Source organism: Streptomyces inusitatus, assembly GCF_014651115.1.
Lineage (GTDB): Bacteria > Actinomycetota > Actinomycetes > Streptomycetales > Streptomycetaceae > Streptomyces > Streptomyces amakusaensis.
Genome location: NZ_BMWG01000021.1, coordinates 112,977 through 135,446, shown reverse-complemented (window position 1 = coordinate 135,446; position 22,470 = coordinate 112,977). Strand labels below are relative to the sequence as shown.

Here is a 22,470-nt window from a genome sequence, read left to right as displayed (position 1 = left end):
GACGGGCCCCTTCCCCCCACTCAGGCCCAGTCCTGCGTGCGCGAGGAAAATTCATGCCCTATACCCCCTCCCCTGACTGGCAATTCGACATTCCCACTCAGGGCAGCAAGCAGTTGCCGCCTGCCGCACGGTACGTCGAGTCCCTGACCCACCAGGGCTACAGCTTTGAGGCTGCTATCGCGGACCTCATCGACAACTCCATCGACGCGGCGGCGCGCAATGTCGCCGTTATCTTCCTCCGGGATGACGACCGCATCGTCAGCCTTCTGGTGATCGACGATGGAAAGGGCATGGACGAGCCCTCCCTGGACATCGCCATGACAGTAGGAGGCCGTGAAGAGTACGCAGACGGGGACCTGGGCCATTTTGGTGCCGGCCTGAAGTCGGCTTCCCTCTCACACGCCGGGTCACTCACCGTCGTCAGCCGTACGAAGCGCAGCCCGGCGGCGGGCCGGCGGTGGCTGATGGAGCGAGCCCAGGCGGACTTCAGCTGCGACATCATCAATGCCCGCTACTGCCAGGATCTGGTGGACCGGTACGACGGGGTCATCGGCTGGCACGGAACCATCGTCAGATGGGACGAGGTCCGGGCCTTCCAGACGATCACAGCGGGGCAGACGGACCGGTTCCTCAATGACGCCATCGAGCGGCTGGAGACACACCTCGGGCTCTACCTGCACCGGTTCCTCTCCCAGAAGGACTTCCATATCGACATCGTCGTCGAGGATGTCCGTACGCGAGAAGAGCTGGACCACAGAGGCGTCGAGGCCATCGACCCGTTCGGCTACCGCGTCCCGGGGCAGGCCGGTTTCCCGCGCACGTACAAGGCCCCCGTCGAAGGCATCGGGGATGTGAGTCTCACCGCGCATATCTGGCCGCCCAAGTCTCCTCTGGTGTCCTACCGCGGTATCGGACCGCTCGCTGACCGCCAGGGGTTCTATATCTACCGCAATGACCGCCTGGTCCAGGCGGGCGGCTGGAACGGTACCCGCAGCGCCGAATCCCACCACAGCCTTGCCCGTATCGCCCTTGATCTGCCGTCGGCCCCTAATGAAGTCTTCAGTCTCACGGTCAAAAAGGACGGAGTGAGTGTCACTCCGGCGTTCGCCCGTGGCCTGGAGAAGGCCACGGACGACAGCGGAGAGCCGTTCGCCGCGTATATGGCGGCAGCGCAGAATACCTATCGCGAGGCCGCCAAGCGGTCCACCGAGGTGCATCGCAAGGACGCTGTCCCGCCGGGCAAAGGCGTCGATCCCAAGCTGAAGCGCATACTCCGCGATGAGCTGCCGCAGCTGGAGAACGAGGAACCGATCACCTTCCGGTGGGACACGCTGCCAGCGGATGTCTTCTTCGATATCGACCGCGACGATCACGTCGTACGGCTGAACAAGCAGTACCGCCAGGCCTTCAACGGACACCGCCGGGCTGGGTCCAACGATGCTCCCGTCCTCAAGGGCCTTCTCTATCTAATGCTTGAGAAGAACTTCCGGCTGGGCCGCTCCAGCGCTCAGCGCAATGATGAGATGGCTCTGTGGAACAGCGTTCTGGTGACGGCCGCGAACTGTGAACTCAATCGTGCCGAAGCAGAGTAGCCAGCGTCTCTTTCCGTCCCGATCGCTGAGGAATCCCCATGCCTGACCATCTGCTCAATCTCCATGGTGATGTGCTGGCGGCCATGCGCCGCGGGCCGAAGAACTTCGCCCGGCTCGCTTTCGCTCTGTCAGAGTCGGAAGAGCCATCCGATGTCCAGGAAAATCTATTTCTCGACCGGCTCGCCAGCTCGGACACCGACCTCAAAGCTCTATGGCTCCGGGCGCTGACAGCGTGGGACTTCGCAGAGACCGCCGCGTGGTCGGCCACCCAGCCCCGCACAGACGAACGCCGGACCGAGATGTACGCGAAGCTCGGCTTCAGCTCCGCCCTCGGCAAAGCTCTGGATGATGCTGCCCCCGTCGACAAGGGGCCCCGGCAGGTGGTCATCAGCACCAAGTCGCAGGGCTGGTACTCCAAAGACACGGCGGCAGTCCGGCCCTTCTACTGGACCGCCTACGAGAGTCTCCTCCGCCGTAAGGGATGGAGCGAAGCCGCCGTGGCAAGCCTGGACGAGGCATCGCACGGCGTCGTCGAACGCCTCTCCGACCCCTCACGGCCAGAGGCTTTCGGCGCACGCGGCCTGGTCGTCGGCTATGTCCAGTCGGGCAAGACCGCGAACTTCACCGGTGTCATCGCCAAGGCCATGGACGCGGGCTACCGGCTGGTCATCGTCCTCGGCGGCACTCTCAACCTGCTGCGCAGCCAGACACAGCGCCGCCTCGACATGGAACTCATCGGCCGGGAGAACATCCTCCGGGGGGCAGACCCGAATGATCTGGACGCTGTCGTCGGAGTCGACTACCAGGATGACGAGGACTGGCCGCACAAGTTCGTCTCCCATGTCCAGCGCCCTTCCGCGCTCGGTGCGTTCGACATCGAGCGCCTCACCACGCGTGACAACGACTACCGGGGGCTGATGCAGGGGATCCGCGCACTCGACATCGAGAAGGTCGACCGCACCCTGCCGCTCTACGATCCGGCGAACCTGCACCATGCCGCGGCCCGTGTCATGGTCATCAAGAAGAACAAGTCAGTCCTCACCAACCTGGTGAAGGACCTGAAGAAGATCGGTCCGATCCTCGGCGAGATCCCCGCCCTGATCATCGATGACGAGTCGGACCAGGCTTCCGTCAATACGATCAGCCCGAAGAAATGGGAGCAGGGCCGGGTCACCCGTACGGCGATCAACGGACTGATCACCGAGCTTCTCGGCCTGCTTCCCCGGGCTCAGTACGTCGGATACACGGCGACGCCCTTCGCGAACGTCTTCGTTGACCCTGATGACTCGCAGGACATCTTCCCTCGCGACTTCCTTATCTCGCTGCCCAGGCCGTCCGGCTATATGGGCGTGCAAGATTTCCATGACATGGACAGTGACCTTCCCCTTGAAGAGCGGCCCCTAGCCGAGTCGCAGGAGAGGGCCCATGTCCGGGGGATCTTCCAGACGGATGACCGCCTGATGGAAGCGATAGACGCCTTTGTCCTGGCCGGAGCGGTGAAGCTGTACCGCATTGCGAATGGAGTTCCAGAAGGAAAGTTCCGCCACCACACCATGCTCGTCCATGAGTCGGTGAAAATGGCCGATCATGCGGAACTGGCCCTCCGGCTGAACTCTATGTGGCACTCGTCTTACAGCAGCTCGCAGGCACACATCCGGCTCGCGAAGCTCTACTCGGACGACTTCCAGCAGGTCTGCGCCGCGCAGTCCGACGGTTCCGTGGCCCCTTCTTCCTATGAGGAGCTGAGGCCGTTCATCAGCCGTGCCCGCCAGCTGATCAGCTCCGGCGGAAACCCCGTGATCATCGTCAACGGCGATACTGAGAAAGACTACGAGCAGGCCGACCTCGACTTCGACCGAACACCCCACGTCTGGAAGATCCTCGTGGGAGGAACCAAGCTCTCCCGGGGGTTCACCGTCGAGGGTCTGACCATCACGTACTACCGCCGTAAGACCCAACAGGCTGACACCCTGATGCAGATGGGGCGCTGGTTCGGATTCCGTGACGGCTATCGTGATCTCGTCCGTCTCTATATCGGCCGCGAGGAGCCCTTCGGCCGGGACAAGACCATCGATCTGTACCAGGCGTTCGAAGCCATCTGCCAGGATGAAGAGTCATTCCGGTCTCAGCTCGCGCAGTATGCGGAGATGATCGACGGTGAACCTCAGCTGACACCGTCACAGGTTCTGCCGCTGGTGTCTCAGCACCTGGCGCTCGTCAAGCCGTCCGGACGGAACAAAATGTACAACTCGGAGCTGGTGGAGATCCGCTCTCCCGGAAAGCCGATCGAGCCTGCGGCGTATCCCATGAGCACAGCGGGCATCCGGCGCAACACCGAGCGCTGGAAGCCTCTGCTCCATATCTTCGGTGCCGACTCCACAGCACTCACCCTGCCGCCGGACGACAGCAGCCCGCTCACCCGGACCTTCCAGGCCAAGACTGCCCTCGTCTCGCATGACTCCCTGGTCAGTGTGCTCAGGCAGCTGGAGTGGGAAGGCGACAACCACTTCGCGCCGCACCTCAACTATCTGGCCCAGCTGGACGGGACACTGGCAAAGGTCGACGACTGGCTGCTAGTCGCCCCTCAGACCACCGCGGCCCGGCGTGTCGAAGCGAGCATCCTCGGTTCCGCCCCTTGCTCGCTTGTCAGGCGTAGCCGCCAGCTCGGAAAGGTGTCCTTCGGGCGTATCTCCGGGCTTGAGCACCGCAAGTGGGCCCAGGGCCTGATTGACAACGCCCGGGACCAGCCCGGTATCAACAACGGAGATAGCGGTCTGGCTGTCGGTCCCCGCACCGGCATAGTCCTGCTGTACGCGGTGATCGAGGCGGCGAACGACGCCGAACTCACGGCCGCCGCTCCCGGCGGGGTCGTCGACCCGTCCCGTGTCATACCGGCGTTCACTCTGCTCTCCCCTTCATCGGCCAACGACTCCACCCGCCGGCTGCTGCGCTACCGGGCGAAGCGGTCCGGCGCCTGAGACACACAAGCGGGGGTGGCCATGGATCTTGGCCACCCCCTCCGCCTAGGCTGACTCCCTCAGCTCAACTGACGGGATGAACTCCTTGCTGCCTCTGGACATCTCTGCCGCTGCCAACATCGAGTCGAAAGCTCTGCTGGAAGACCCTGAGCTAGCTGCCGTCTATGAACACCTGCGCAAGCTCGACCCCACCGGCCAGCGTTTCGCCAGGGTTCTCCGTGACACGATCGACCAGCTGCTCAACGGCGAAGTGACCGGCAGATACGACTGGCAGAAACTTTTCAAGACCGAGAAGACACATGCCGGCACTCTTGTTGAGATCAACCTTCAGCGTGAGTTCAAGTTCGCCGACGGCGTAGATATGGACTACCGGATCGCTGGCACGGATGTCGACTGCAAGTACTCCCAGCAATTCGGTGGCTGGATGATTCCGCCGGAAGCAGTCGGGCACCTCTGCCTGCTTGTCTGGGCTAACGACGAGAAGAGCCGCTGGAGCGCTGGCCTGCTCCGTATACGCCCAGAGTGGCTGAACGGCAAGGCCAACCGTGACCTGAAACTCACCGTGAAGGCTGAGCACCGGAAGAACATTCTCTGGCTCCGGCATGATGCCGAACTCCCTGAAAATGTCCTGCTTCATCTCAACAGCAGCACGCGCGAAGCCATCCTCACCCTTCCCACCGGCCAGGCGCGTGTCAACGAGCTGTTCCGCCGGGTGCAGAACCGGAGGATCGGACGGGGTGTCGTGCGCACCGTGGCCCAGCAGGTCGACTACATGGCAAGGATCAGGGAAGGCAAAGGGCGCGCCCGGGCAGTACTGCGGGACCATGGAATCCTCGTCGCCGGGCACTACAGCAGCCATCAGGCAATCGCCCGGGCTCTCGGCGCGGAGATTCCACGGCATGGAGAGCTGGTCAGCTTCCGGGTCGCCGCAGCTGAGCCTCACCACGGCAGCCGCCCGCGCGTTGAGCTGGAGAACCAGTTCTGGGTCCTTGCGGACGAGGATGATCCAGTCGTCGCGGCACCACGCCTCCCTAAGCACACCGAGAAAGAGAACGACGAGTGACTGAGGAGTGGATCCCACCAGAGGGTTCCTGGGCTTCATCTGCGGCCCGGCGCCGGAACATGCAGGCCATCCGGAGCCGGGACACAAAACCAGAGCAGCTGATCCGCAGGCTCGTCCACGCCAAGGGGCTTCGCTACCGTGTGGCCGCGAAGCCCCTCCCTGGATTCCGCCGGACAGCGGATATAGTGTTCCGCCCGGCGAAAGTCGCTGTCTTTATCGACGGCTGCTACTGGCACGGATGCCCGGAGCACTACGTTGCCCCCAAAACCAACCCGGGGTATTGGTCAGGGAAGGTCGCAGGAAATGTCGCACGCGACCGCGACACTGACCAGACCCTGAAAGAAGCAGGCTGGACCGTGCTGCGATTCTGGGAGCATGAGTCACCCGAGGCGAGCGCCGATAAGATCGCCCGAACCGTCAACAGGCTCCGCAGGGCTGGGAATCACTGACTCCGAGACTCCGAAGCCTGCTCCCTGTACGCCATCAACGCAGCTTTGATCTTAAGGCCGACAGCCTTGGCAACTGGAGGGGGAAAAGCGTTACCGACCTGACGGTACGACGCCGTCTTCTTCCCCTTGAAAATCCAATGCTCCTCCCCCTCTTCAGGATTGAAGCCCTGGATCATAGCCGCCTGGCGCACAGTCAGCATGGGGCCTTGCCCCTTGATGTTCTTACCGAGGTCACGGCCAGGGTCACGCGTCGTTCTGGTTTTCTCATCAGGCTCATCTGCGACACCAAGTCCATTGATGCCAAGCTGACCCCAGGCTCTTTTGGCACGCGTAGGCCCAAGGTCGGCACCGCCATGCTTCTTCGACCCGCCGACGAGGGTCGGAGCGATTCCCTTGGACGCCTCGCCGTACCAGTCCTCGAAGTCTTTACCCTTAAGGCCGCGCGCCTTCATCGAATCCTTAAGGAGATCGCCGACGCTGAGAGGCGGGGCCTGTCCATCTGGAGGCAGATGCCAGCTCTCACTGTCAAAGTGCTTCCACACTTCAGGCTTGAGTGCGACAAGAATGCTGCGCGGCCTCAGCTGGGAGACTCCGAAGTCGCTCGCTTGCAGCTCTTCCCAGCTGGTCTCATAGCCCAGCTCTGCCAGCTCATGCCGAATCTCGTCCCGGTAGCCGTCAAACTTCGCCTGCATCAGACCGCGGACATTCTCGATCATGATGGCGGGCGGATCGAGCTGCCTGGCGAGCTTGATCACCTCAGGAAACAGGTCACGCTCGTCGTCCCGGCCCAGTTGCTTTCCTGCCAGGGAGAATGGCGGGCAGGGAACACCTCCGGCAAGCAAGTCAATCTTGCCGCTGAGCTTCCGCGCGTCTTGGCTCTCCACGTAGTCACGAAGGTCACCTTCATGGACATCCCAGTCCGGCCGGTTGAACCTGAGCGTCTGGCACGCGCTGGCATCCATCTCGATCAGCAGGGCATGCTCAAACCCAGCACGCTCAAGCCCGAGCGCCTGCCCCCCTGCCCCGGCGCAGATCTCCACCGAGACAAAGCTCTCCTCAGTGCTGGTCACGCACACTCCTTCAAGACTCGCTCAGCGGACACACCTTGCAATCCGCCCTCACAGAGGGTGACTGACCCCACTGACAACGCCTCCCTAGTTTGCGGCACGAGGAGCCATGCCCAGAAACATCCGCGCCGGGCGCCCATCACGCCGCAACGAACACACGTACGATATTGCTATGCGTAGCCCTGCATGGACCCGAGATGAACTGGTACTCGCCTGTGCACTGGTCGTGAGAAACGGCTGGCGCGAACTCCGTGAAGGCGACCGAGCGGTACAGGAGCTGTCGGAGCTGCTGCGCTCGCTGCCCCTGCACGACGGCATCGCCCAGAAGCTCCCCCAATACCGATCTGTCGGCAGTGTGAGCCGGAAGACAACAGATCTGGCAACGAATCACCCTGAGTACACAGGCAAGCGCACCAGGTGCGGCAAGCTCGACCATGTGATGATCGCGGACTTCATCGGCCGAGAGGCCGAGATGTTCGCGGTAGCCCAGGCGATCGAGGATGGAATCGGGTCGGGGGAACTCAGCCTTATCCCGCCACAGCTGGATGAGGTGGCCGAGGACGGCACTACCGCCCCGGAAGGGCGCCTCCTGGCCCGCTGGGCTCTTTCGCGGGAGCGGGACCCCAAGCTGCGGAGGCGCAAGCTGGCCCAGGTCCGCAAGCTCGGAGTGCCGCTCCAGTGCGAGGTATGTGCGTTTCACTTCGAGCGTGTCTATGGAGAACTCGGCCGCGACTACATCGAGGTGCATCACATACTCCCCCTTCACATCTCCGGACCGCGCGAGACCAGACTCGAAGACCTCGCCCTCCTGTGCGCCAACTGCCACCGCATGTGCCACAAGAGCCACCGCGGCGCATCATGGCGCACTCCGGCTGCCGTGCGGGCTGAAATCGCCGAGGCCGCGCAGACGGCCGGCCCCGCATAGCTCCTGGTGCCGAATGGTTTGCTGAGCGGCGTCACGCGGCTCCGGTCTCGCAGTGCATCTGAGCCCGCTTGAGAATGGCGTCCGGGTCGCTGCCGCGAGCTGCCGCCCAGTGGAGCAGGTCCGAGATCAGCCCCGTCGTGGAGTTCTCAAGAGCCGACGGATGGCTGACCTCGGCCTGCCCAGGACCGCCTGACGCCCGCCGGTAGCTTTCCAGGACCGCCATCGCGCGCTGGCTCCGCTGGCAGGGCCCTTCCGGCCTGAGGTCAAACTCGCACCACACCGACTTGCCAGCCGCCGTCACGGTGGTTCCCCAGCCTGACGCCAGCCCTGCCAGCAGGTAGAGCCCCCGGCCATACTCGGCGCCGTACTCCAGGGCGGAAAGCTCGGGCGGGGACTGGCTCCGGTCGTGCAGCTCCACACGGAGCGACCGGTCACAAGGCTCCATGACCAGCATCGCGGTCGTCCCCAGTCCCACATGTTTGATCACATTCGTCGCAAGTTCGGTGACCGCCAGCTGCACCTTCTCCGAGACTTCAGGAATGCCCCACTCGTGGAGCTGCTTCCTGGCGAACAAACGGAGGCCGCTCACTCCGGCCGGCTCCGCCTTAAAGGGCAGAGCGCTCCGGAGCCTGGACCGGGTGTCGGTGATCCCGTTGCCGCACATGGCCATCCCCTCTCCGCCGCGACAGCGCTGCGCCCACCGTGTCCGCACGGATGCGCTGCGTAGCGATATGAAGGGAGTATGACACTGAGAACTCTCTCTGTGTAACTTCTCATGCGACTCCATCGGGTGAATCCGACGAGGTCCAACTTCTCTTCTGCGTAGCCTTGTTGCTACCGCAAGCAGCTGCGTCCGACAAACGATGGAAGGCCTCCGCCATGTCCGCACGAGCCACCACTCGTCGCCGCCACCTCGGGGCGACGATGCGCAAGTTGCGCGCCCAGAAGGGCATGACGCTTGAGGAAGCCGGTCAGCTCGTCGGCATCTCCAAGGCCACGGTCAGCCGGTACGAGACGCAGGAGGGCCCGGTGAAGTGGCCCATCGTGGATGCGCTGTGCCGGGAGTACGGCGTGAGCGAGGCAGAGCGGAACGCTGTCGTCTCCCTCGCCAAGGGTGCGAGGCAGCAGGGCTGGTGGAACTCCTTCGCCGACTCCATCCCCGAGACCATGAACCTGTTGCTCACCCTGGAGGACGAAGCCGTCCGTGAGGACCACTTCAACTGCCTCTACGTGCCGGGACTGCTCCAGACCCGCGCATACACGGAAGCTGTTCAGCATGCCTCCGAGATGCGCCTGTCCCCGGAGGAGATCGAGCGGCTGGTCGACATCCGGATGAAGCGCCAGGACATCCTGACGCGGGCCAAGCCACTGCACCTGTGGGCGATTCTCGACGAGTCAGTGATACGGCGAGTGGTCGGGTCCCGGTCGGTGATGAAAGACCAGTTGGACCACTTGCTCAACGCGAACGAGTCACCAGGCATCACGCTCCAGGTACTGCCCTTCTCCAGGGGCGCGCACTCTGCGGCGATGGGCAGCTTTGTCATCCTTGGCGGCGCTGAACCGTCTCTCGATGTCGTGTACGTCGACATCCACGCCGGCTCGCTCTTCATGGAGAAGACCGCAGAGCTTGACCGGTACCGGCTCGCCTTCGACTACCTGCGCGCCCAGGCTCTGGATATGGCAGCCTCGTCAGCCCTGATCGAACGCATCCATGGGGAGCTGTGATGCACGACTGCACGCCCGTCATACCAAGCGATGCCTGGTTCAAGTCCGCGTACAGCGGAGCCGGCACCAGTGAGTGCGTCGAGATAGCCGCGGTGGAGGGCGGTGCGGCCGTACGGGACAGCAAGGACCGCCCCGGGGCACTGCTCGCGTTCTCCGGCCCGGCATGGGCAGGATTCATCGCGGCGGTCGGCGGTGGGCGGCTCGGCTGAGGCAGGTCAGTGGACCGAGAAGCCGCCGTCGACGAAGAGGGATTGGCCGGTGACGTAGCCGGAGGCGGGGGAAGCGAGGAAGACGGCGGCGGAGGCGAAGTCCTGGGGGAGGCCGTTGCGGCCGGTGAGGGTGCGGGCGGCGAGGGTGGTGACTTGGGTGGGGTTGGCGGAGAGGTGGGCGTTGAGGGGGGTGGGGACGAAGCCGGGGACGAGGGTGTTGGCGGTGACGCCGTGGGGGGACCAGGCCTCGGCCTGGGAGCGGGCGAGGGATTCGAGGGCGCCCTTGGAGACGCCGTAGGCGCCGCTGTGGACGAAGGCGCGGTGGGCCTGCTGGGAGGTGATGTGGATGATGCGGCCGTAGCCGCGGGCGGCCATGGCGGGGCCGAAGCGTTGGCCGAGGAGGAAGGGGGCGTCGAGGTTCACCGCCATGGTGGTGTCCCAGACGTCGTCGCTCAGCTCGCTCATCGGCGGCCGGAGGTTGATGCCGGCGGAGTTGACGAGGATGTCGGGCTCGCCGAAGATCTCGGCGGCTTCCTCGGCGGCGGTGCGCACCGAGGCGCGGACGGAGAGGTCGGCGGTGACGCGGGCGGCGCGGCAGCCGGCGGCGGTGAGTTCGGCGACGGTGGAGTCGAGGGCCGCCTCGCCGCGGGCGAGGACCACGACGCCGGCGCCCGCGCGGGCGAGGGCCTCGGCGATGGCGCGGCCGATGCCGGAGCTGCCGCCGGTCACCAGGGCGACGCGGCCTTCCAGGGAGAACAGCTCGGAGAGGTACGTTTGTGCGGCCATGCCCCAGCCTAACCAGGGCGAATACGGGGACTTCAGGCGGGCTCGCGGACGAGCTTCCCGTCCGGGGCGACGGTGAACCAGACGCCGTCCAGGCCCTGGCCGTTGACTTCGCCGGCGGTGGCGTCGCCGACGTAGTAGTAGAGGGGCCAGTCGCCGTAGACGGCCTGTTCGGCGCCTTCGGCGAGCTTGGTCTCCGTCAGGAGGGCGGGCCGGAGGCCGGGGCCGGGTTCGAGGCCGCGGGTGGCGGTGAGGGCGGGCCAGACGGCGACGCAGTCGGCGTCGCAGGCGCTGTCGCCCGCTTTGGCCCTGTCCTTGGTGAATGCGTAGAGCGTGCGGCCGGCGCCGTCGACGAGGATCTTGCCGAGCGGTGAGTCGGCGACCTTGACGGAGGCGGCCAGGTCCGGGGCGGGGGCCGGGGCGGTCGCCGTGGACGGGGTGGTCTCGGGGGTGTCGTCCCGGCTGGTGCAGGCGGTCAGGGCCAGCAGGGCCGCCGGGGTGAGGGCGAGCAGGGCGGCTGCGAACGCGGTGAATCGGCTTCTGGGCACGGGTGTTACCCCCGGTCGGCTGGGCGATGCGGTCGCCAGGGAGAACGACTCCAAATCGCCTGTGGTTCAGCGAAGTCGGGGAAAATTCCCGGGTGAACCGTACGGCCCCGTCGGCACGTGCGTCTCCACGACCGGCTCGAACGGGCCGGCCTCATGAGAGGACCCGGAACCATGCAGAAGCGATTCCTTTCCGTGGCGGCGAGCGCCGTACTCCTCGGAGCGGCGGGCGTCGCCCCCGCCGCCGCGCACGGCGGCAGCGGCAGCAGCCATGGGAACCACGGCGTACACGGGACGGGCGGCACCGGGAACGGCCAGGTGGGGGCCCAGGACCACCACGCCGTCAGCACCCCCGCCCCGGCCGGCCCCGCCGCCGCGTACACCGCCAGGCTCTCCGGGGACCAGGAGGTGCCCGTACCCGGCGGGCCCGCCGTCGACGACCCCGACGGCAGCGCGACCGCGCTGATCACCGTGAAGGGCGACCGCGTCACCTTCGCGCTGCGCTGGAAGGGCCTCGTGCCCAGCCTCGGCCACATCCACCAGGGCGCGGCCGGCAGGAACGGCGCGGTCAAGGCGTCCCTCTTCGGCAGCGCCATGCCCGACAGCGTGGACGCGGCCGCCGGGCGCACCACGGTCACCGACGCGGGGCTGGCCGAACGGATCCGTACCGACCCCGCCGGGTTCTACGTCAATCTGCACAGCGCCGAATTCCCCGGCGGTGCCGTCCGGGGGCAGCTCAAGCCAGTGAAGGGCCCTGTCAACCCGCTCGGCGTCATCCGGGGCGGCCCGCTGCGCGCGTTCTCCGACGGCGAGCAGGAGGTCCCGAAGAGCGACGCGTCCAAGGTCGGCGACCCCGACGGGCACGCGGTCACCTTCCTCAGGCCCCGCGGCACGACCGTCGACTACTCGCTGGCCTGGCTCAATATCCAGAGCCCGGCCCTCGGCCACATCCACCGGGGCGAGTTCGGCAAGAACGGCGATGTCGTCTTCAACTTCTTCAACCGGCCCGTCCCCGACGGCGTCTTCGCCGTCTCCGGCAAGCTGACCGGCCAGTCGCGCGACGCCGTCAAGCGCGTCCGCGAGACCCCCGGGAACTACTACTCCAACATCCACACCCCGGAGTTCCCCGACGGAGCCGTACGCGGCCAGCTCTTCCGCTGAGACTGAGACTGAGGCTGATCATCCCTGACGGCCGGCCCGCGACAGACAGCGGGTCAGCCGCCCAGCCCGTGCGCCACCGTGTAGATCAGCAGCCCCGCCAGCGCGCCGACGACCGTGCCGTTGATCCGGATGAACTGGAGATCGCGGCCGATGTGCGCCTCGATCTTCCGCGAGGTGTGCTCGGCGTCCCAGCTCGCCACCGTCTCGGAGATCAGTGAGGTGATCTCCCCCCGGTACGTGGTCACCACATAGACCGCCGCGTCCTCCACCCAGCCGTCCACCTTCGACTGGAGCCGCTCATCGGTGGCCAGCCGCGCGCCCAGCGAGAGCAGCGAGGCACGGGCCCGCAGCCGCAGCTCGCTCCGGTCGTCCTCGGCCGCCGAAATGATCATGGTGCGTACGGAGGACCACGCCGAAGCGATCACATCCTGCACCTCCGCACGGGAGACCAGATCCGATTTCAGCCGTTCCACCCTCGCCCGGGTCTCGGTGTCCGACTGAAGGTCGGAGGCGAAGTCGCGCAGGAACCGGTCGATCGCCCCGCGCGCCGGATGCTCCGGCGCGTCCCGCATCTCGGTGACGTAACGCAGCAGCTCCCGGTAGACCCGGTCCCCCACCTTCCGGTCGACGAACCGCGGCGTCCAGCCGGGCGCGCCCCCCTCGACCGTGTCCATCACCAGATCCTCGTGGGCGACCAGCCAGTCATGGGCGCGGGCGGCGATCAGATCCACGGCACGGCGGTGCGCCCCGTCGCCGACGACCTTCTCCAGCGTCTTGCCGACCGTCGGCGCGATCTCGGCGCTGTTGGCGCGCCGGGTGATCGCCTCGCCCACCACCGCCTGGACGTCGGAGTCCCGCAGCACGGTGAGCGCGCCGCGCAGCGCGGTGGACAGCTCGGACGTGACCCGGTCGGCGTGGTCGGGCTCGGAGAGCCAGTCGCCCAGCCGGCTGCCGATGCCGACCGAGCGCAGCCGGGCGCGGACCACGTCCTCGGAGAGGAAGTTCTCCCCGACGAAGGAGCCGAGGGAGGCCCCGAGCTGGTCCTTCTTGTTCGGGATGATCGCGGTGTGCGGGATCGGGACGCCCAGCGGGTGCCGGAAGAGCGCGGTCACCGCGAACCAGTCGGCGAGCGCGCCGACCATGCCCGCCTCGGCCGCCGCCGCCACATAGCCGGCCCAGGGGCCCGCTCCGGCGTTCTTCGCCCAGGTCGCGAGGGCGAAGACGGCCGCGACGAAGACCAGCAGCCCGGTCGCGAACAGTTTCATCCGCCGGACGCCGCGCTGCTTCTCGGCGTCCGCCTCCGTGTACGCGAAAGAGGGGAGCCCCGTCCGGCGTCCCCCGCCGCCGTTCTCGCCCGGTTCTTTCCCTGCTGTGCGATTCATCCACTCCACCTGTCCGCGCGCACCCCGTGCGCATTGTCCCTGCCTCAGGTACTCCCAGCGTGCACGTGGAGTTCCCGGGCGGGTACGGCGGGGTTCGGGGGACCCTCCCGCGACCAGGCCGTACGGGAGATCTACGGGGGATCTACGGGGGATCCTCAGCCGCCGGACACCGGTACCGGGTCCGGGTCCGGGTCCGGGTCCGGGTCCGGGTCCGATTCCTGGTCCGGGGCCGGGGCAGGCCGTTCCGCGTACATCTTCGCGATCACCGTCTCGATCTCCGGCTCCCGCACCGACAGATCCGCGACCGGATACCTCTCCGCCAGCGCGGCCACCAGCGGCGCGGCCGACTGCGCGGCCGGGAAGGCCAGCCACTGACGCGGCCCCTCGACCCGTACCGTACGGGCCAGCTCCGTCACCATGGGCGGCAGCTCGCGCTCCAGATCCACCACCAGTGTCCGCTCACTCCCGCCCGCCTCATGGAGACCGTCCAGCGAACCCTCGTACATCAGCCGCCCGTGGTCGATGACCATCACCCGGCCGCAGAGCTGCTCGATATCGGTCAGATCGTGCGTGGTGAGCAGCACCGTCGTCCCGTTCTCCTCGTTCAGCCGCCGCAGAAACCCCCGTACCTTCGCCTTCGAGATCACATCGAGCCCGATCGTCGGCTCGTCCAGATAGAGCACCTCCGGATCGTGCAGCAGCGCCGCCGCGATGTCGCCGCGCATCCGCTGGCCGAGTGAGAGCTGGCGTACGGGAACGTCCAGCAGCTCCGCCAGATCGAGCAGCTCGACGCACCGGTCGAGGTTCTCCCGGAAGCGGCGGTCCGGGATCCGGTACATCCGGTGGGCGAGCCGGTACGAGTCCTTCAGCGGCAGATCCCACCAGAGCGTGGTGCGCTGCCCGAACACCACCCCGATCCGGCGCGCCAGCCGGGTGCGCTCGCGCGCCGGATCGATGCCCGCGACCCGCACCCGGCCGCCGCTGGGGGTGAGGATTCCGGTGAGCATCTTGATGGTGGTGGACTTCCCCGCGCCATTGGGCCCGATGTAGCCGACCATCTCACCGCGCGCCACCCGGAAGCTGATCCCGTCGACCGCGCGCACCTCGCGCTTCTCCCGGCGCAGCAGGCCGGCCCGGCGGCGCACGGTGAAGACCTTCTCCACACCGTCCACTTCGATCATGTCGGCCGTGTCGGCCATGTCAGTACTCAACTTCCCGTACTCCGGTAGGAACGAAGCCCCGCCCGCCAGGCCAGTGCGGCCGCCCAGCAGCAGACGGCGGCGACCAGGGGCGGCGCGAAGGCGAGCTGCTGCGGCAGGTCGAGCGGATAGGGCCGCCCCAGCACATACAGCGCGGGCAGCCAGTTGACAAAGGCCAGCGGCACGATGAAGGTGACCCCGCGCACCAGATCCTCGGCGAAGACCGTCGGCGGATACTGCAACAGCGTGCTGCCGCCATAGGTGAAGGACGACTGGACCTCCGCCGCGTCCTGCGCCCAGAACTGGAAGGCGGCCCCCGCCACGAACACCGCCGCGAAGATCACCGAGCCGCTGAGCACCATCATCGGCACCATCAGCGCCTTGAGCGGGGTCCAGTCGACGTCCACCGTCACCAGCCCGTACGTCAGGACCAGCAGCCCCTGGGTGATCCGGCCCAGCCGGCGCAGCGCGAACCGGTCGGCCGCGAACTGGGCCAGCACCGGGGCGGGGCGTACGAGCAGGGCGTCCAGCGTGCCGTCGCGGATCCGGCGGCCGAGCCGGTCCACCGAGCCCATGGTGAGATCGGTCAGTCCGAAGGCGGTGCCGACCGCGCCGTAGAGAAAGGCGATCTCGCCGAGGCTGTAGCCGCCGAGCGCGTCGACGTGCGAGAACATCAGCAGGATCGCGATGAAGTCGAGAGCGGTCACCGTGAAACCGGCGAGGGTCGTCATCAGGAAGGACGCGCGGTACGTCATCGTGGAGCGGACCCACATCGCGACGATCAGGCCGTAGACGCGCAGCCCGTTCCGCAGGGCCCGTACGGCGGACTCCGGGCCCTCGTCGGTCCGAGCAGGCCCCGGGCCCTCTTCCACCTGGTCGGACAGAGGCTCAGCCACCCTGGACCACCACCCTGCGCGTCGCCGCGCTCTGGAGCAGCCGCCCCGCCACGAGCAGCGCCACCGCCCATCCCGCCTGGAAGGCGAACGCCCCCGCCAGCCCCCACCCGGTGCTCTTGCCCAGCAGCACATCCGCCGGCACCTGGAGCAGCGCCGACCAGGGCAGCGCCCGGGCCACCTCGCCCAGCGTCCCGGGGAAGATATTGAGCGGCAGCATCATCCCCGAGAAGAACAGCCCCGCCAGCCAGCTGATCTGCATCACCCCCGCGCCGTCCAGCAGCCAGAACGCCGACAGCGCGACCACGAAACGGATCGCGAAGCTCACCAGCACCCCGAGCACCACCGACACCAGGAACGCCGCCCAGGTCAGCACGGACCCCGGCAGCGCCAGCTCGAAGGCGAGCGCCCCGAACGCCATCGGGGCCACCCCCCGGCCCAGCAGATGGAAGGCCGCCCGGCCCAGATCGCCCGCCAGCCAGTAGAGCTGGAGGTCGACGGGGCGGTAGAGGTCGACGGCGATGTCGCCGGTACGGATCCGCTCGACCAGCTCGTCCTCGAAGCCGCCGCCCATCATGGCGCACGCCATCAGCAGCGCCTGGCCGAGCCAGACATAGGTGAGCGCCTCGGACACGTCGTAGCCGCCGAGCCGGGGACGCTCGTCCCAGAGGGCGATATAGGTGTACGCCATGATGAAACCGAAGACGGTGTTGGTGAAGATCCCCGCCGCCGTCGCCACCCGGTAGGTCGCGAAGCGCCGGAATCCCCCGGCCGCCACCACGCCGTACAGCCGCACCCGTCCACCCTCCCGCCCGCCGATGCCAAAGGGACAGACCCTAGTGCGGCCGGGTGGAAGCCCGCGAAGTATTTATGCGGGAAAGCAGGGAGGATACAGGGGATATTCACAGTAAAAGTGCACTATGGGCGCATGAGTGAGGAGCCGTCACAGCAACCGGACCGGCCGACCAGGGACGCGACCGCGCCCGCGACCGCGCCGGAGCCGGAGCCCGGACGGGGGGCTGGGCAGGGGTCCGGACGGGGCTCCGGGCGGGGGGCCGGACAGCCGCCCGGCCGACGGCCCCGGCGTACCGGATGGCGGCGGCTCGTCCCCACCTGGCGGATGACGCTCGGCGCCGTCCTCTTCCTCGCCCTGCTGCTGATCGGCGGATTCGCCGCCGGATACGCCCTCGTCCACATCCCGCCCGCCAACGCCACCGCCACCGCCCAGTCCAATGTCTACCTCTACGAGGACGGCTCCCAGATCGCCCGCGACGGCGAGGTCAACCGCGAGAACGTCCCCCTGGCGGACGTCCCCCTCACCGTCCAGCGAGCGGTACTCGCCGCCGAGGACCGGGACTTCTACTCCGAACGCGCGGTCGACCCCCAGGCCATGGTCCGCGCCGCCTGGAACACCCTCACCGGCAAGGGCAAACAGTCCGGCTCCACCATCACCCAGCAGTACGTCAAGAACTACTACCTCGGCCAGGAACAGACCCTCTCCCGGAAATGGAAGGAATTCTTCATCTCGGTCAAACTCAGCCGCGAACAGAGCAAGAACGAGATCCTCCAGGGCTACCTCAACACCAGCTACTTCGGCCGCAACGCCTACGGCGTCCAGGCCGCCGCCCAGGCCTACTACGGCAAGGACATCGAGGACATCGACACCGCCGAGGGCGCCTACCTCGCCTCCCTCCTCAACGCCCCCAGCGCCTTCGACACCAGCCTCCACCCCGAGAACCGGGGGGCCGCCGTCGCCCGCTGGAACTACACCCTCGACGGCATGGTCAAGGAGAAATGGCTGGACCCCGCCGAACGAGCCGTCCTCACCTTCCCCGAACCCCTGCGCGCCAGACCCGCAGGCGGGCTCTCCGGCCAGCGCGGCTATGTCGTCCAGGCCGTCGAGGACTATCTGACCGGCCACCGCATCCTCGACGAGAACACCCTCGCGGCGGGCGGCTACCGGATCACCACCACCCTGGAGCGCGCCAAGCAGAACGCCTTCGTCCGCGCCGTGGAGGACCAGGTCACCTCCCGGCTCGACCCGGACCGCAAGGCCGACCGCAACATCCGGGTCGGCGGAGCCTCCATCGACCCGGCCACCGGCCGGGTCCTCGCCATGTACGGCGGCGTCGACTACACCCGGCAGTACGTCAACAACGCCACCCGCCGCGACTACCAGGTCGGCTCCACCTTCAAGCCCTTCGTCCTCGCCGCCGCCTTCGAGAACCACTCCCGCACCCAGGACGGCAGACTGATCACCCCCGACACGATCTACGACGGCACCGACCGGCGCACCGTCCAGGGCTGGAGCGGACGGCCCTACTCCCCCGAGAACGAGGACGGCCACTCCTACGGCCCGATCACCGTCGCCGAGGCCACCGACAAGTCCGTGAACTCGGTGTACGCCCAGATGGCGATGGACGTGGGACCCGACCGGGTCAAACGGACCGCGATCGCCCTCGGACTCCCCGCGAGCACCCCCGACCTCACCCCCTCGCCCTCCATCGCGCTGGGCCCCGCCACCGCGAGCGTGCTCGACATGGCGGAGGCGTACGCGACCCTCGCCAACCACGGCAGACACGGCACGTACACGATCGTCGCCAAGGTCACCAAGGACGGCCAGGAGGTACCGCTGCCCGGACGGAGAAGCAGACAGGTCATCGACCGCGAGGCCGCCGACACCACCACCGCCGTCCTCCAGAGCGTCGTGAACGGCGGCACCGGCACGGCGGCGCTGTCGGCCGGCCGCCCCGCGGCGGGCAAGACGGGCACCGCGGAGGAGGACCGCGCGGCCTGGTTCGCCGGCTACACCCCCGAGCTGGCGACCGTGGTCGCCGTGATGGGACAGGACCCGGACACCGGCGCGCAGAAACCGCTCTACGGGGCGCTCGGACTGCCCAGGGTCAACGGCGGCGGCGCGCCCGCGCGGATCTGGGGGCAGTTCACCGGCATGGCGCTGGAGGGCGAGGAGATCGTGGAGTTCCGGCTGTGGCTCGGGCCGAACGCCCGCGACGAGCCCCGGACCTCCCCGCCGCCGAGCCCGACCGGGGCGGCCTCACCGCCCTGGCCGGGCCGGCCGAGCCCCGCCCAGAGCCCGCCGCCCACCGCCCCGCCGCCCGGGCCGACCACCGTGGGCAGCCCCCGGCCGGTGGACGACCAGGCGGCCACGGCGGGCGACGGCAGCGGGGCGGGAGGCGACGGCGGATTCGGTACGGAACCGGGCGGCGACCTCTCGATCGGCGGCCTGCCCGACGGCGGCATCGGCAGCATCGGCGTCGGCGCGGGGGCCGGGAGCGTGGGCGGGGTCGGCGGGGCGGGCGGAGTCGGCGGGGTCGGCGCCGGGCCGGAGGGCCCCGCCGGGCCACTGGGCGCGCCGGTCACGCCGCAGGCCACCGGACCGTGAGGGTCAGGCCGGTCACCACCCGGTCACCCGGCCCTCAGAGGTAAAGGCCCGTGGAGTCCTCGGAGCCCTGGAAGCGGTCGGCCGCCACCGCGTGCAGATCGCGCTCCCGCATCAGGACGTACGCCACCCCCCGCACCTCGACCTCGGCCCGGTCCTCGGGGTCGTACAGCACCCGGTCCCCCGGCTCCACGCTCCGCACACTCTGACCCACGGCCACGACCTCGGCCCAGGCGAGCCGCCGGCCCACCGCCGCCGTCGCGGGGATCACGATGCCGCCGCTGGAACGCCGCTCGCCCTCGGGAATGTCGGTCCGCACCAGCACACGGTCGTGCAGCATCCGGATCGGAAGCTTGTCGTGCTGGGTGCTCTGCTCATGGCTGTTGGCGCTCACGACTCGAACTTACCCGCCTTCGGGCGTTCCGTCGGCGCGCGGGGTCGACCAGTGCTCAGCCCTTGCTCTTGCGCGAGGAGGAGGCGAGCAGCCCGACCAGCCCCACGACCAGCAGAGCCACCGGGATCACCCGCTCCAGACGAGGCACCCCGTCCTCCCCGACAAACCGGGAGCGGACACCCGTCACCGTACGATTCACCGCCGCACAGGCCCGTCCCGCCGTGCGGTCCACCGTCCCGGCGACCTTCGCCTTCGCGTCGCCGATGACGGTCGAAGGGTGCACCCGCACCCCGATCTCATCGAGCGTCTCGGCAAGCTGCTCGCGCCGGCGGACAATGTCCGCCTCGATCTGCGCAGGGGTCCTCGCGTCCGACACCGCGCCGCCTCCGTGGTCGTGATCCGGTACTTCCTCACCGCCAGTCTGTCAGCTCGACCGCGCACGCACCCCACGGCACCCCTATTACGCTCGGCGGGGTACACCCGCACGGCTTGACTTCCGCCGGCGCGAACCGGCCCGGCCCCCACGAGGAGAACCATGAGCGAGCGACTCCAGCCCGGCGACACCGCCCCCGCGTTCACCCTGCCCGACGCGGACGGCAAAGAGGTGTCCCTCGCCTCCCACCAAGGCCGGAAGGTCATCGTCTACTTCTACCCCGCCGCCCTCACCCCCGGCTGCACCAAGCAGGCCTGCGACTTCACCGACAACCTCCAGCTCCTCGCCGACGCCGGGTACGACGTCATCGGCGTCTCCCCCGACAAGCCCGAGAAGCTCGCCAAGTTCCGTGAGCAGGAGAGCCTCAAGGTGACCCTGGTCGGCGACCCCTCCAAGGAGGTCCTGGCCGCGTACGGCGCCTTCGGCGAGAAGAAGCTCTACGGCAAGACCGTCACCGGAGTGATCCGCTCCACCATCGTCATCGACGAACACGGCAAGGTCGAGCGCGCCTTCTACAACGTCAAGGCCACTGGCCACGTCGCCAAAATCATCAAGGACCTGGCCATCTGACCCGGCCCCGCCCTGTCGAACGGCCCGTCCCGCCCTTGAAGCGGGACGGGCTGTTCCGCATTTCGGACGTAACCGTCCGGATGGCGGATCGTTGGTCCGTTCGGGTCACGAACGCGCGACCGGGACGGGGAGAGAGATGGCAGTGAGATACACCCGGGAGATGCTGGCGGAAGCGGCGGCCCGGACCGATGACTGGGACGCCGCGATCCGCTGGTGCGGACGTACGCCGACACCGGGCACCAAGCGCTATGTGCGGCAGAAGATGTCGGAAGCGGGGATAGACGTCTCGCATCTGGCCGACCGGCGGGTGCGACACACGGAGCGAATCCTGAATGAAGCGGTCGTGGCGTCCACATCCGTTCAAGAGGTCGTGCGCCGACTCGGGCTCAGCCCGGTGGGCGGCAACCACACGCATATCAGCCGACGCATAGCCGCGCTCGGCATCGACATCTCGCATTTCCGTCCGCAGCGGAGGCGGCCCGCCAGAAGAACGGCCGACGCGCTGCTCTCACTCGGGTCGCCGGACGGTGGAAGGGTTCCCGGGCGGCGTCTGCGCCGAGCGCTTCTGGGCCTCGGAGTCCCCGATGCCTGTGCCATGTGCGACACCGGCCCCGAGTGGAACGGGAATCCCCTCCGGCTGGAGGTCGACCATGTGAACGGCGAGTGGTGGGACAACCGCCGGGAGAACCTCCGGCTGCTCTGCCCCAACTGTCACTCGGTGACGGACACCTACCGGGGACGGAAGCGGGTATCGACGCCGTGAGCGAGCCGAAGTACCCCCGCGATCTGCTGGCGCGCACCGCCGCCGAGGCGGGCAGCCTGGTCGACCTGATGCGCAGAGTGGGCGCGCCGCTCGGCAGTGGCCCCCGCCGGTATCTGCGCGACAGGCTGGCGCACTACTCCATCGACACCTCCCACTTCGCCGACGAGCCACTGCCGCCGCGTCCGGCCCACTCGTACCCGAGGGAGGTGCTGGAGGCGGCCGCCGCCCACTCCCACAGCGTCGGGGAGATGCTCGCGTACATGGGTGTCGCGCCGTACGACAGCGCCTACAGCCATATCAGCGGCAGGCTGGTGAAGTTCGGCATCGACACCTCCCACTTCACCGGTCGGCGGAGACACGGTCCGCTCCTCCCCCGGGACGAACTCGCCCGGGCGGTCGCCGACTCGCAGAGCCTGCCGGGAGTGATACGGGCGCTCGGCGAGGTGTCACCGGGAGGAGTGAGCAGAGCGGAGGTCAGACGCGGGATCGCGGCATACGGCCTGTCGACCGCTCACTTCACCGGGCAGCGGCACAACGCGGGCCGTCGCGCACCCACTCGTAAGGCGGCGGAGGACATCCTGCGGAAGCTCCCGCCCGGCTCGTCCCGCACCAAGACCCTGCTGTTGAGGCGGGCTCTGGACGACGAGGGCGTGCCTCATGTCTGCTCCGCGTGCGGGCTCGGCGACAGCTGGCAGGGAAAGCGTCTCGTCCTGGAGATCGATCACATCAACGGCGACCGGCTGGACAACCGGAGGGATAACCTTCGGTATCTGTGCCCTTCCTGCCACAGTCAGACCGTCACCTTCTCGAACCGGTATCGCTTCACAACCACACCCCCGGGGCCAGTACAGTAAGGCCGTGGGGGCCCGTACCCCAGCTGGCCAAGAGGGCGTCGGCTTAGACCCGGCGTGTCGTGGGTTCGAGTCCCACCGGGCCCAC

General features: G+C 67.8%; 22 protein-coding genes and 1 tRNA gene. 13 read left to right on the top strand and 10 right to left on the bottom strand.

The genetic code is table 11. The annotated features are described in order from the left end of the window. The first annotated feature begins 53 nt into the window (after positions 1-53). The 4 genes from IE247_RS26310 to IE247_RS26295 all read left to right on the top strand — a co-directional run bounded on the left by IE247_RS26310 (position 54) and on the right by IE247_RS26295 (position 6,082). Entirely contained in the window at positions 54-1,592 is a 1,539-nt protein-coding gene (locus tag IE247_RS26310) for an ATP-binding protein (protein ID WP_190125768.1), read from the top strand. A 38-nt stretch (positions 1,593-1,630) separates the two neighbouring features. Next, positions 1,631-4,570: a Z1 domain-containing protein gene (locus IE247_RS26305; protein WP_190125767.1), complete on the top strand. Its 2,940-nt coding sequence runs from the start codon at positions 1,631-1,633 to the stop codon at positions 4,568-4,570. A gap of 76 nt (positions 4,571-4,646) precedes the next feature. Then, on the top strand, positions 4,647-5,633 hold the full coding sequence (locus IE247_RS26300) for a NaeI family type II restriction endonuclease (RefSeq protein WP_190125766.1): 987 nt from the start codon (positions 4,647-4,649) through the stop codon (positions 5,631-5,633). 11 nt (positions 5,634-5,644) lie between these two features. Further along, positions 5,645-6,082 carry a very short patch repair endonuclease gene (locus tag IE247_RS26295; protein WP_268247245.1) on the top strand — a complete coding sequence of 146 codons (438 nt, stop codon included), beginning with the start codon at positions 5,645-5,647 and terminating at the stop codon, positions 6,080-6,082. On the opposite strand, the gene IE247_RS26290 is transcribed toward IE247_RS26295, so the two are convergent. Further along, complete coding sequence (locus IE247_RS26290; RefSeq protein WP_190125764.1) at positions 6,076-7,152, bottom strand: DNA cytosine methyltransferase; 1,077 nt, start codon at positions 7,150-7,152, stop codon at positions 6,076-6,078. The genes IE247_RS26295 and IE247_RS26290 overlap by 7 nt on opposite strands. 106 nt (positions 7,153-7,258) lie before the next feature. On the opposite strand from IE247_RS26290, the gene IE247_RS26285 reads away from it, so the two are divergent. Next, positions 7,259-8,074, top strand: a complete 816-nt coding sequence (locus IE247_RS26285) for an HNH endonuclease (RefSeq protein WP_308433261.1) — start codon at positions 7,259-7,261, stop codon at positions 8,072-8,074. Positions 8,075-8,105: 31 nt separating this feature from the next. Here the strand turns inward: IE247_RS26285 and IE247_RS26280 are convergent, their stop codons facing one another. After that, entirely contained in the window at positions 8,106-8,744 is a 639-nt protein-coding gene (locus IE247_RS26280; protein ID WP_229869360.1) for an ATP-binding protein, read from the bottom strand. Positions 8,745-8,953: 209 nt separating this feature from the next. Between IE247_RS26280 and IE247_RS26275 the strand changes: the two genes are divergently transcribed. Together IE247_RS26275 and IE247_RS26270 are read left to right on the top strand one after the other, a co-directional pair. Beyond that, complete coding sequence (locus IE247_RS26275) at positions 8,954-9,799, top strand: helix-turn-helix domain-containing protein (protein ID WP_190125763.1); 846 nt, start codon at positions 8,954-8,956, stop codon at positions 9,797-9,799. Continuing rightward, positions 9,799-10,008, top strand: a complete 210-nt coding sequence (locus tag IE247_RS26270; protein WP_190125762.1) for a DUF397 domain-containing protein — start codon at positions 9,799-9,801, stop codon at positions 10,006-10,008. Before IE247_RS26275 ends, IE247_RS26270 begins: the two co-directional genes overlap by 1 nt. A 6-nt stretch (positions 10,009-10,014) precedes the next feature. Here IE247_RS26270 and IE247_RS26265 read toward each other — a convergent pair whose 3' ends face one another. Further along, positions 10,015-10,794, bottom strand: a complete 780-nt coding sequence (locus IE247_RS26265; RefSeq protein WP_190125761.1) for an SDR family NAD(P)-dependent oxidoreductase — start codon at positions 10,792-10,794, stop codon at positions 10,015-10,017. Positions 10,795-10,826: 32 nt separating this feature from the next. Beyond that, the gene (locus tag IE247_RS26260) at positions 10,827-11,339 is read right to left on the bottom strand and encodes a COG4315 family predicted lipoprotein (RefSeq protein WP_229869359.1); all 513 of its coding nucleotides are present in this window, start codon (positions 11,337-11,339) and stop codon (positions 10,827-10,829) included. Positions 11,340-11,510: 171 nt separating this feature from the next. Here IE247_RS26260 and IE247_RS26255 point away from each other — a divergent pair, with 171 nt between their 5' ends. Beyond that, positions 11,511-12,497: a CHRD domain-containing protein gene (locus IE247_RS26255; protein WP_190125759.1), complete on the top strand. Its 987-nt coding sequence runs from the start codon at positions 11,511-11,513 to the stop codon at positions 12,495-12,497. Between the two features lie 53 nt (positions 12,498-12,550). Here IE247_RS26255 and IE247_RS26250 read toward each other — a convergent pair whose 3' ends face one another. The 4 genes from IE247_RS26250 to IE247_RS26235 all read right to left on the bottom strand — a co-directional run bounded on the left by IE247_RS26250 (position 12,551) and on the right by IE247_RS26235 (position 16,767). After that, positions 12,551-13,879 carry a DUF445 domain-containing protein gene (locus IE247_RS26250; protein WP_190125758.1) on the bottom strand — a complete coding sequence of 443 codons (1,329 nt, stop codon included), beginning with the start codon at positions 13,877-13,879 and terminating at the stop codon, positions 12,551-12,553. A 155-nt stretch (positions 13,880-14,034) separates the two neighbouring features. After that, entirely contained in the window at positions 14,035-15,078 is a 1,044-nt protein-coding gene (locus tag IE247_RS26245) for an ABC transporter ATP-binding protein (RefSeq protein WP_190125757.1), read from the bottom strand. 8 nt (positions 15,079-15,086) lie between these two features. Continuing rightward, positions 15,087-15,974 carry an ABC transporter permease gene (locus IE247_RS26240; RefSeq protein ID WP_190125756.1) on the bottom strand — a complete coding sequence of 296 codons (888 nt, stop codon included), beginning with the start codon at positions 15,972-15,974 and terminating at the stop codon, positions 15,087-15,089. Continuing rightward, positions 15,967-16,767 carry an ABC transporter permease gene (locus tag IE247_RS26235; protein WP_190125755.1) on the bottom strand — a complete coding sequence of 267 codons (801 nt, stop codon included), beginning with the start codon at positions 16,765-16,767 and terminating at the stop codon, positions 15,967-15,969. Before IE247_RS26235 ends, IE247_RS26240 begins: the two co-directional genes overlap by 8 nt. Positions 16,768-16,899: 132 nt before the next feature. Here IE247_RS26235 and IE247_RS26230 point away from each other — a divergent pair, with 132 nt between their 5' ends. Then, complete coding sequence (locus IE247_RS26230) at positions 16,900-19,374, top strand: transglycosylase domain-containing protein (protein WP_190125754.1); 2,475 nt, start codon at positions 16,900-16,902, stop codon at positions 19,372-19,374. A gap of 34 nt (positions 19,375-19,408) precedes the next feature. Here the strand turns inward: IE247_RS26230 and IE247_RS26225 are convergent, their stop codons facing one another. Both IE247_RS26225 and IE247_RS26220 read right to left on the bottom strand, forming a co-directional pair. After that, the gene (locus IE247_RS26225) at positions 19,409-19,765 is read right to left on the bottom strand and encodes a GroES family chaperonin (protein ID WP_190125753.1); all 357 of its coding nucleotides are present in this window, start codon (positions 19,763-19,765) and stop codon (positions 19,409-19,411) included. A gap of 55 nt (positions 19,766-19,820) precedes the next feature. Beyond that, a complete protein-coding gene (locus IE247_RS26220) occupies positions 19,821-20,141 on the bottom strand; it encodes a DUF3618 domain-containing protein (RefSeq protein WP_190125752.1) in 321 nt (106 codons plus the stop codon). Positions 20,142-20,300: 159 nt separating this feature from the next. On the opposite strand from IE247_RS26220, the gene bcp reads away from it, so the two are divergent. The 4 genes from bcp to IE247_RS26200 all read left to right on the top strand — a co-directional run bounded on the left by bcp (position 20,301) and on the right by IE247_RS26200 (position 22,469). Further along, the gene (bcp, locus tag IE247_RS26215) at positions 20,301-20,768 is read left to right on the top strand and encodes a thioredoxin-dependent thiol peroxidase (protein WP_190125751.1); all 468 of its coding nucleotides are present in this window, start codon (positions 20,301-20,303) and stop codon (positions 20,766-20,768) included. A gap of 136 nt (positions 20,769-20,904) precedes the next feature. Continuing rightward, complete coding sequence (locus IE247_RS26210) at positions 20,905-21,531, top strand: HNH endonuclease (RefSeq protein WP_190125750.1); 627 nt, start codon at positions 20,905-20,907, stop codon at positions 21,529-21,531. After that, positions 21,528-22,385 carry an HNH endonuclease signature motif containing protein gene (locus tag IE247_RS26205; protein ID WP_229869358.1) on the top strand — a complete coding sequence of 286 codons (858 nt, stop codon included), beginning with the start codon at positions 21,528-21,530 and terminating at the stop codon, positions 22,383-22,385. The genes IE247_RS26210 and IE247_RS26205 overlap by 4 nt, the downstream gene beginning before the upstream one ends. Before the next feature lie 8 nt (positions 22,386-22,393). Then, positions 22,394-22,469 (top strand) — tRNA-Leu (locus IE247_RS26200). Position 22,470: the final 1 nt, after the last annotated feature.

Bases quoted from the DNA above. Each gene is read 5' to 3' on its own strand.
- IE247_RS26265 (WP_190125761.1), bottom strand. From the start codon at position 10,794: ATGGCCGCACAAACGTACCTCTCCGAGCTGTTCTCCCTGGAAGGCCGC.
- IE247_RS26310 (WP_190125768.1), top strand. From the start codon at position 54: ATGCCCTATACCCCCTCCCCTGACTGGCAATTCGACATTCCCACTCAG.
- IE247_RS26300 (WP_190125766.1), top strand. From the start codon at position 4,647: ATGAACTCCTTGCTGCCTCTGGACATCTCTGCCGCTGCCAACATCGAG.
- bcp (WP_190125751.1), top strand. From the start codon at position 20,301: ATGAGCGAGCGACTCCAGCCCGGCGACACCGCCCCCGCGTTCACCCTG.
- IE247_RS26270 (WP_190125762.1), top strand. From the start codon at position 9,799: ATGCACGACTGCACGCCCGTCATACCAAGCGATGCCTGGTTCAAGTCC.
- IE247_RS26250 (WP_190125758.1), bottom strand. From the start codon at position 13,879: ATGAATCGCACAGCAGGGAAAGAACCGGGCGAGAACGGCGGCGGGGGA.
- IE247_RS26275 (WP_190125763.1), top strand. From the start codon at position 8,954: ATGTCCGCACGAGCCACCACTCGTCGCCGCCACCTCGGGGCGACGATG.
- IE247_RS26245 (WP_190125757.1), bottom strand. From the start codon at position 15,078: ATGGCCGACACGGCCGACATGATCGAAGTGGACGGTGTGGAGAAGGTC.
- IE247_RS26255 (WP_190125759.1), top strand. From the start codon at position 11,511: ATGCAGAAGCGATTCCTTTCCGTGGCGGCGAGCGCCGTACTCCTCGGA.
- IE247_RS26230 (WP_190125754.1), top strand. From the start codon at position 16,900: ATGAGTGAGGAGCCGTCACAGCAACCGGACCGGCCGACCAGGGACGCG.
- IE247_RS26210 (WP_190125750.1), top strand. From the start codon at position 20,905: ATGGCAGTGAGATACACCCGGGAGATGCTGGCGGAAGCGGCGGCCCGG.
- IE247_RS26305 (WP_190125767.1), top strand. From the start codon at position 1,631: ATGCCTGACCATCTGCTCAATCTCCATGGTGATGTGCTGGCGGCCATG.
- IE247_RS26285 (WP_308433261.1), top strand. From the start codon at position 7,259: ATGCCCAGAAACATCCGCGCCGGGCGCCCATCACGCCGCAACGAACAC.
- IE247_RS26280 (WP_229869360.1), bottom strand. From the start codon at position 8,744: ATGGCCATGTGCGGCAACGGGATCACCGACACCCGGTCCAGGCTCCGG.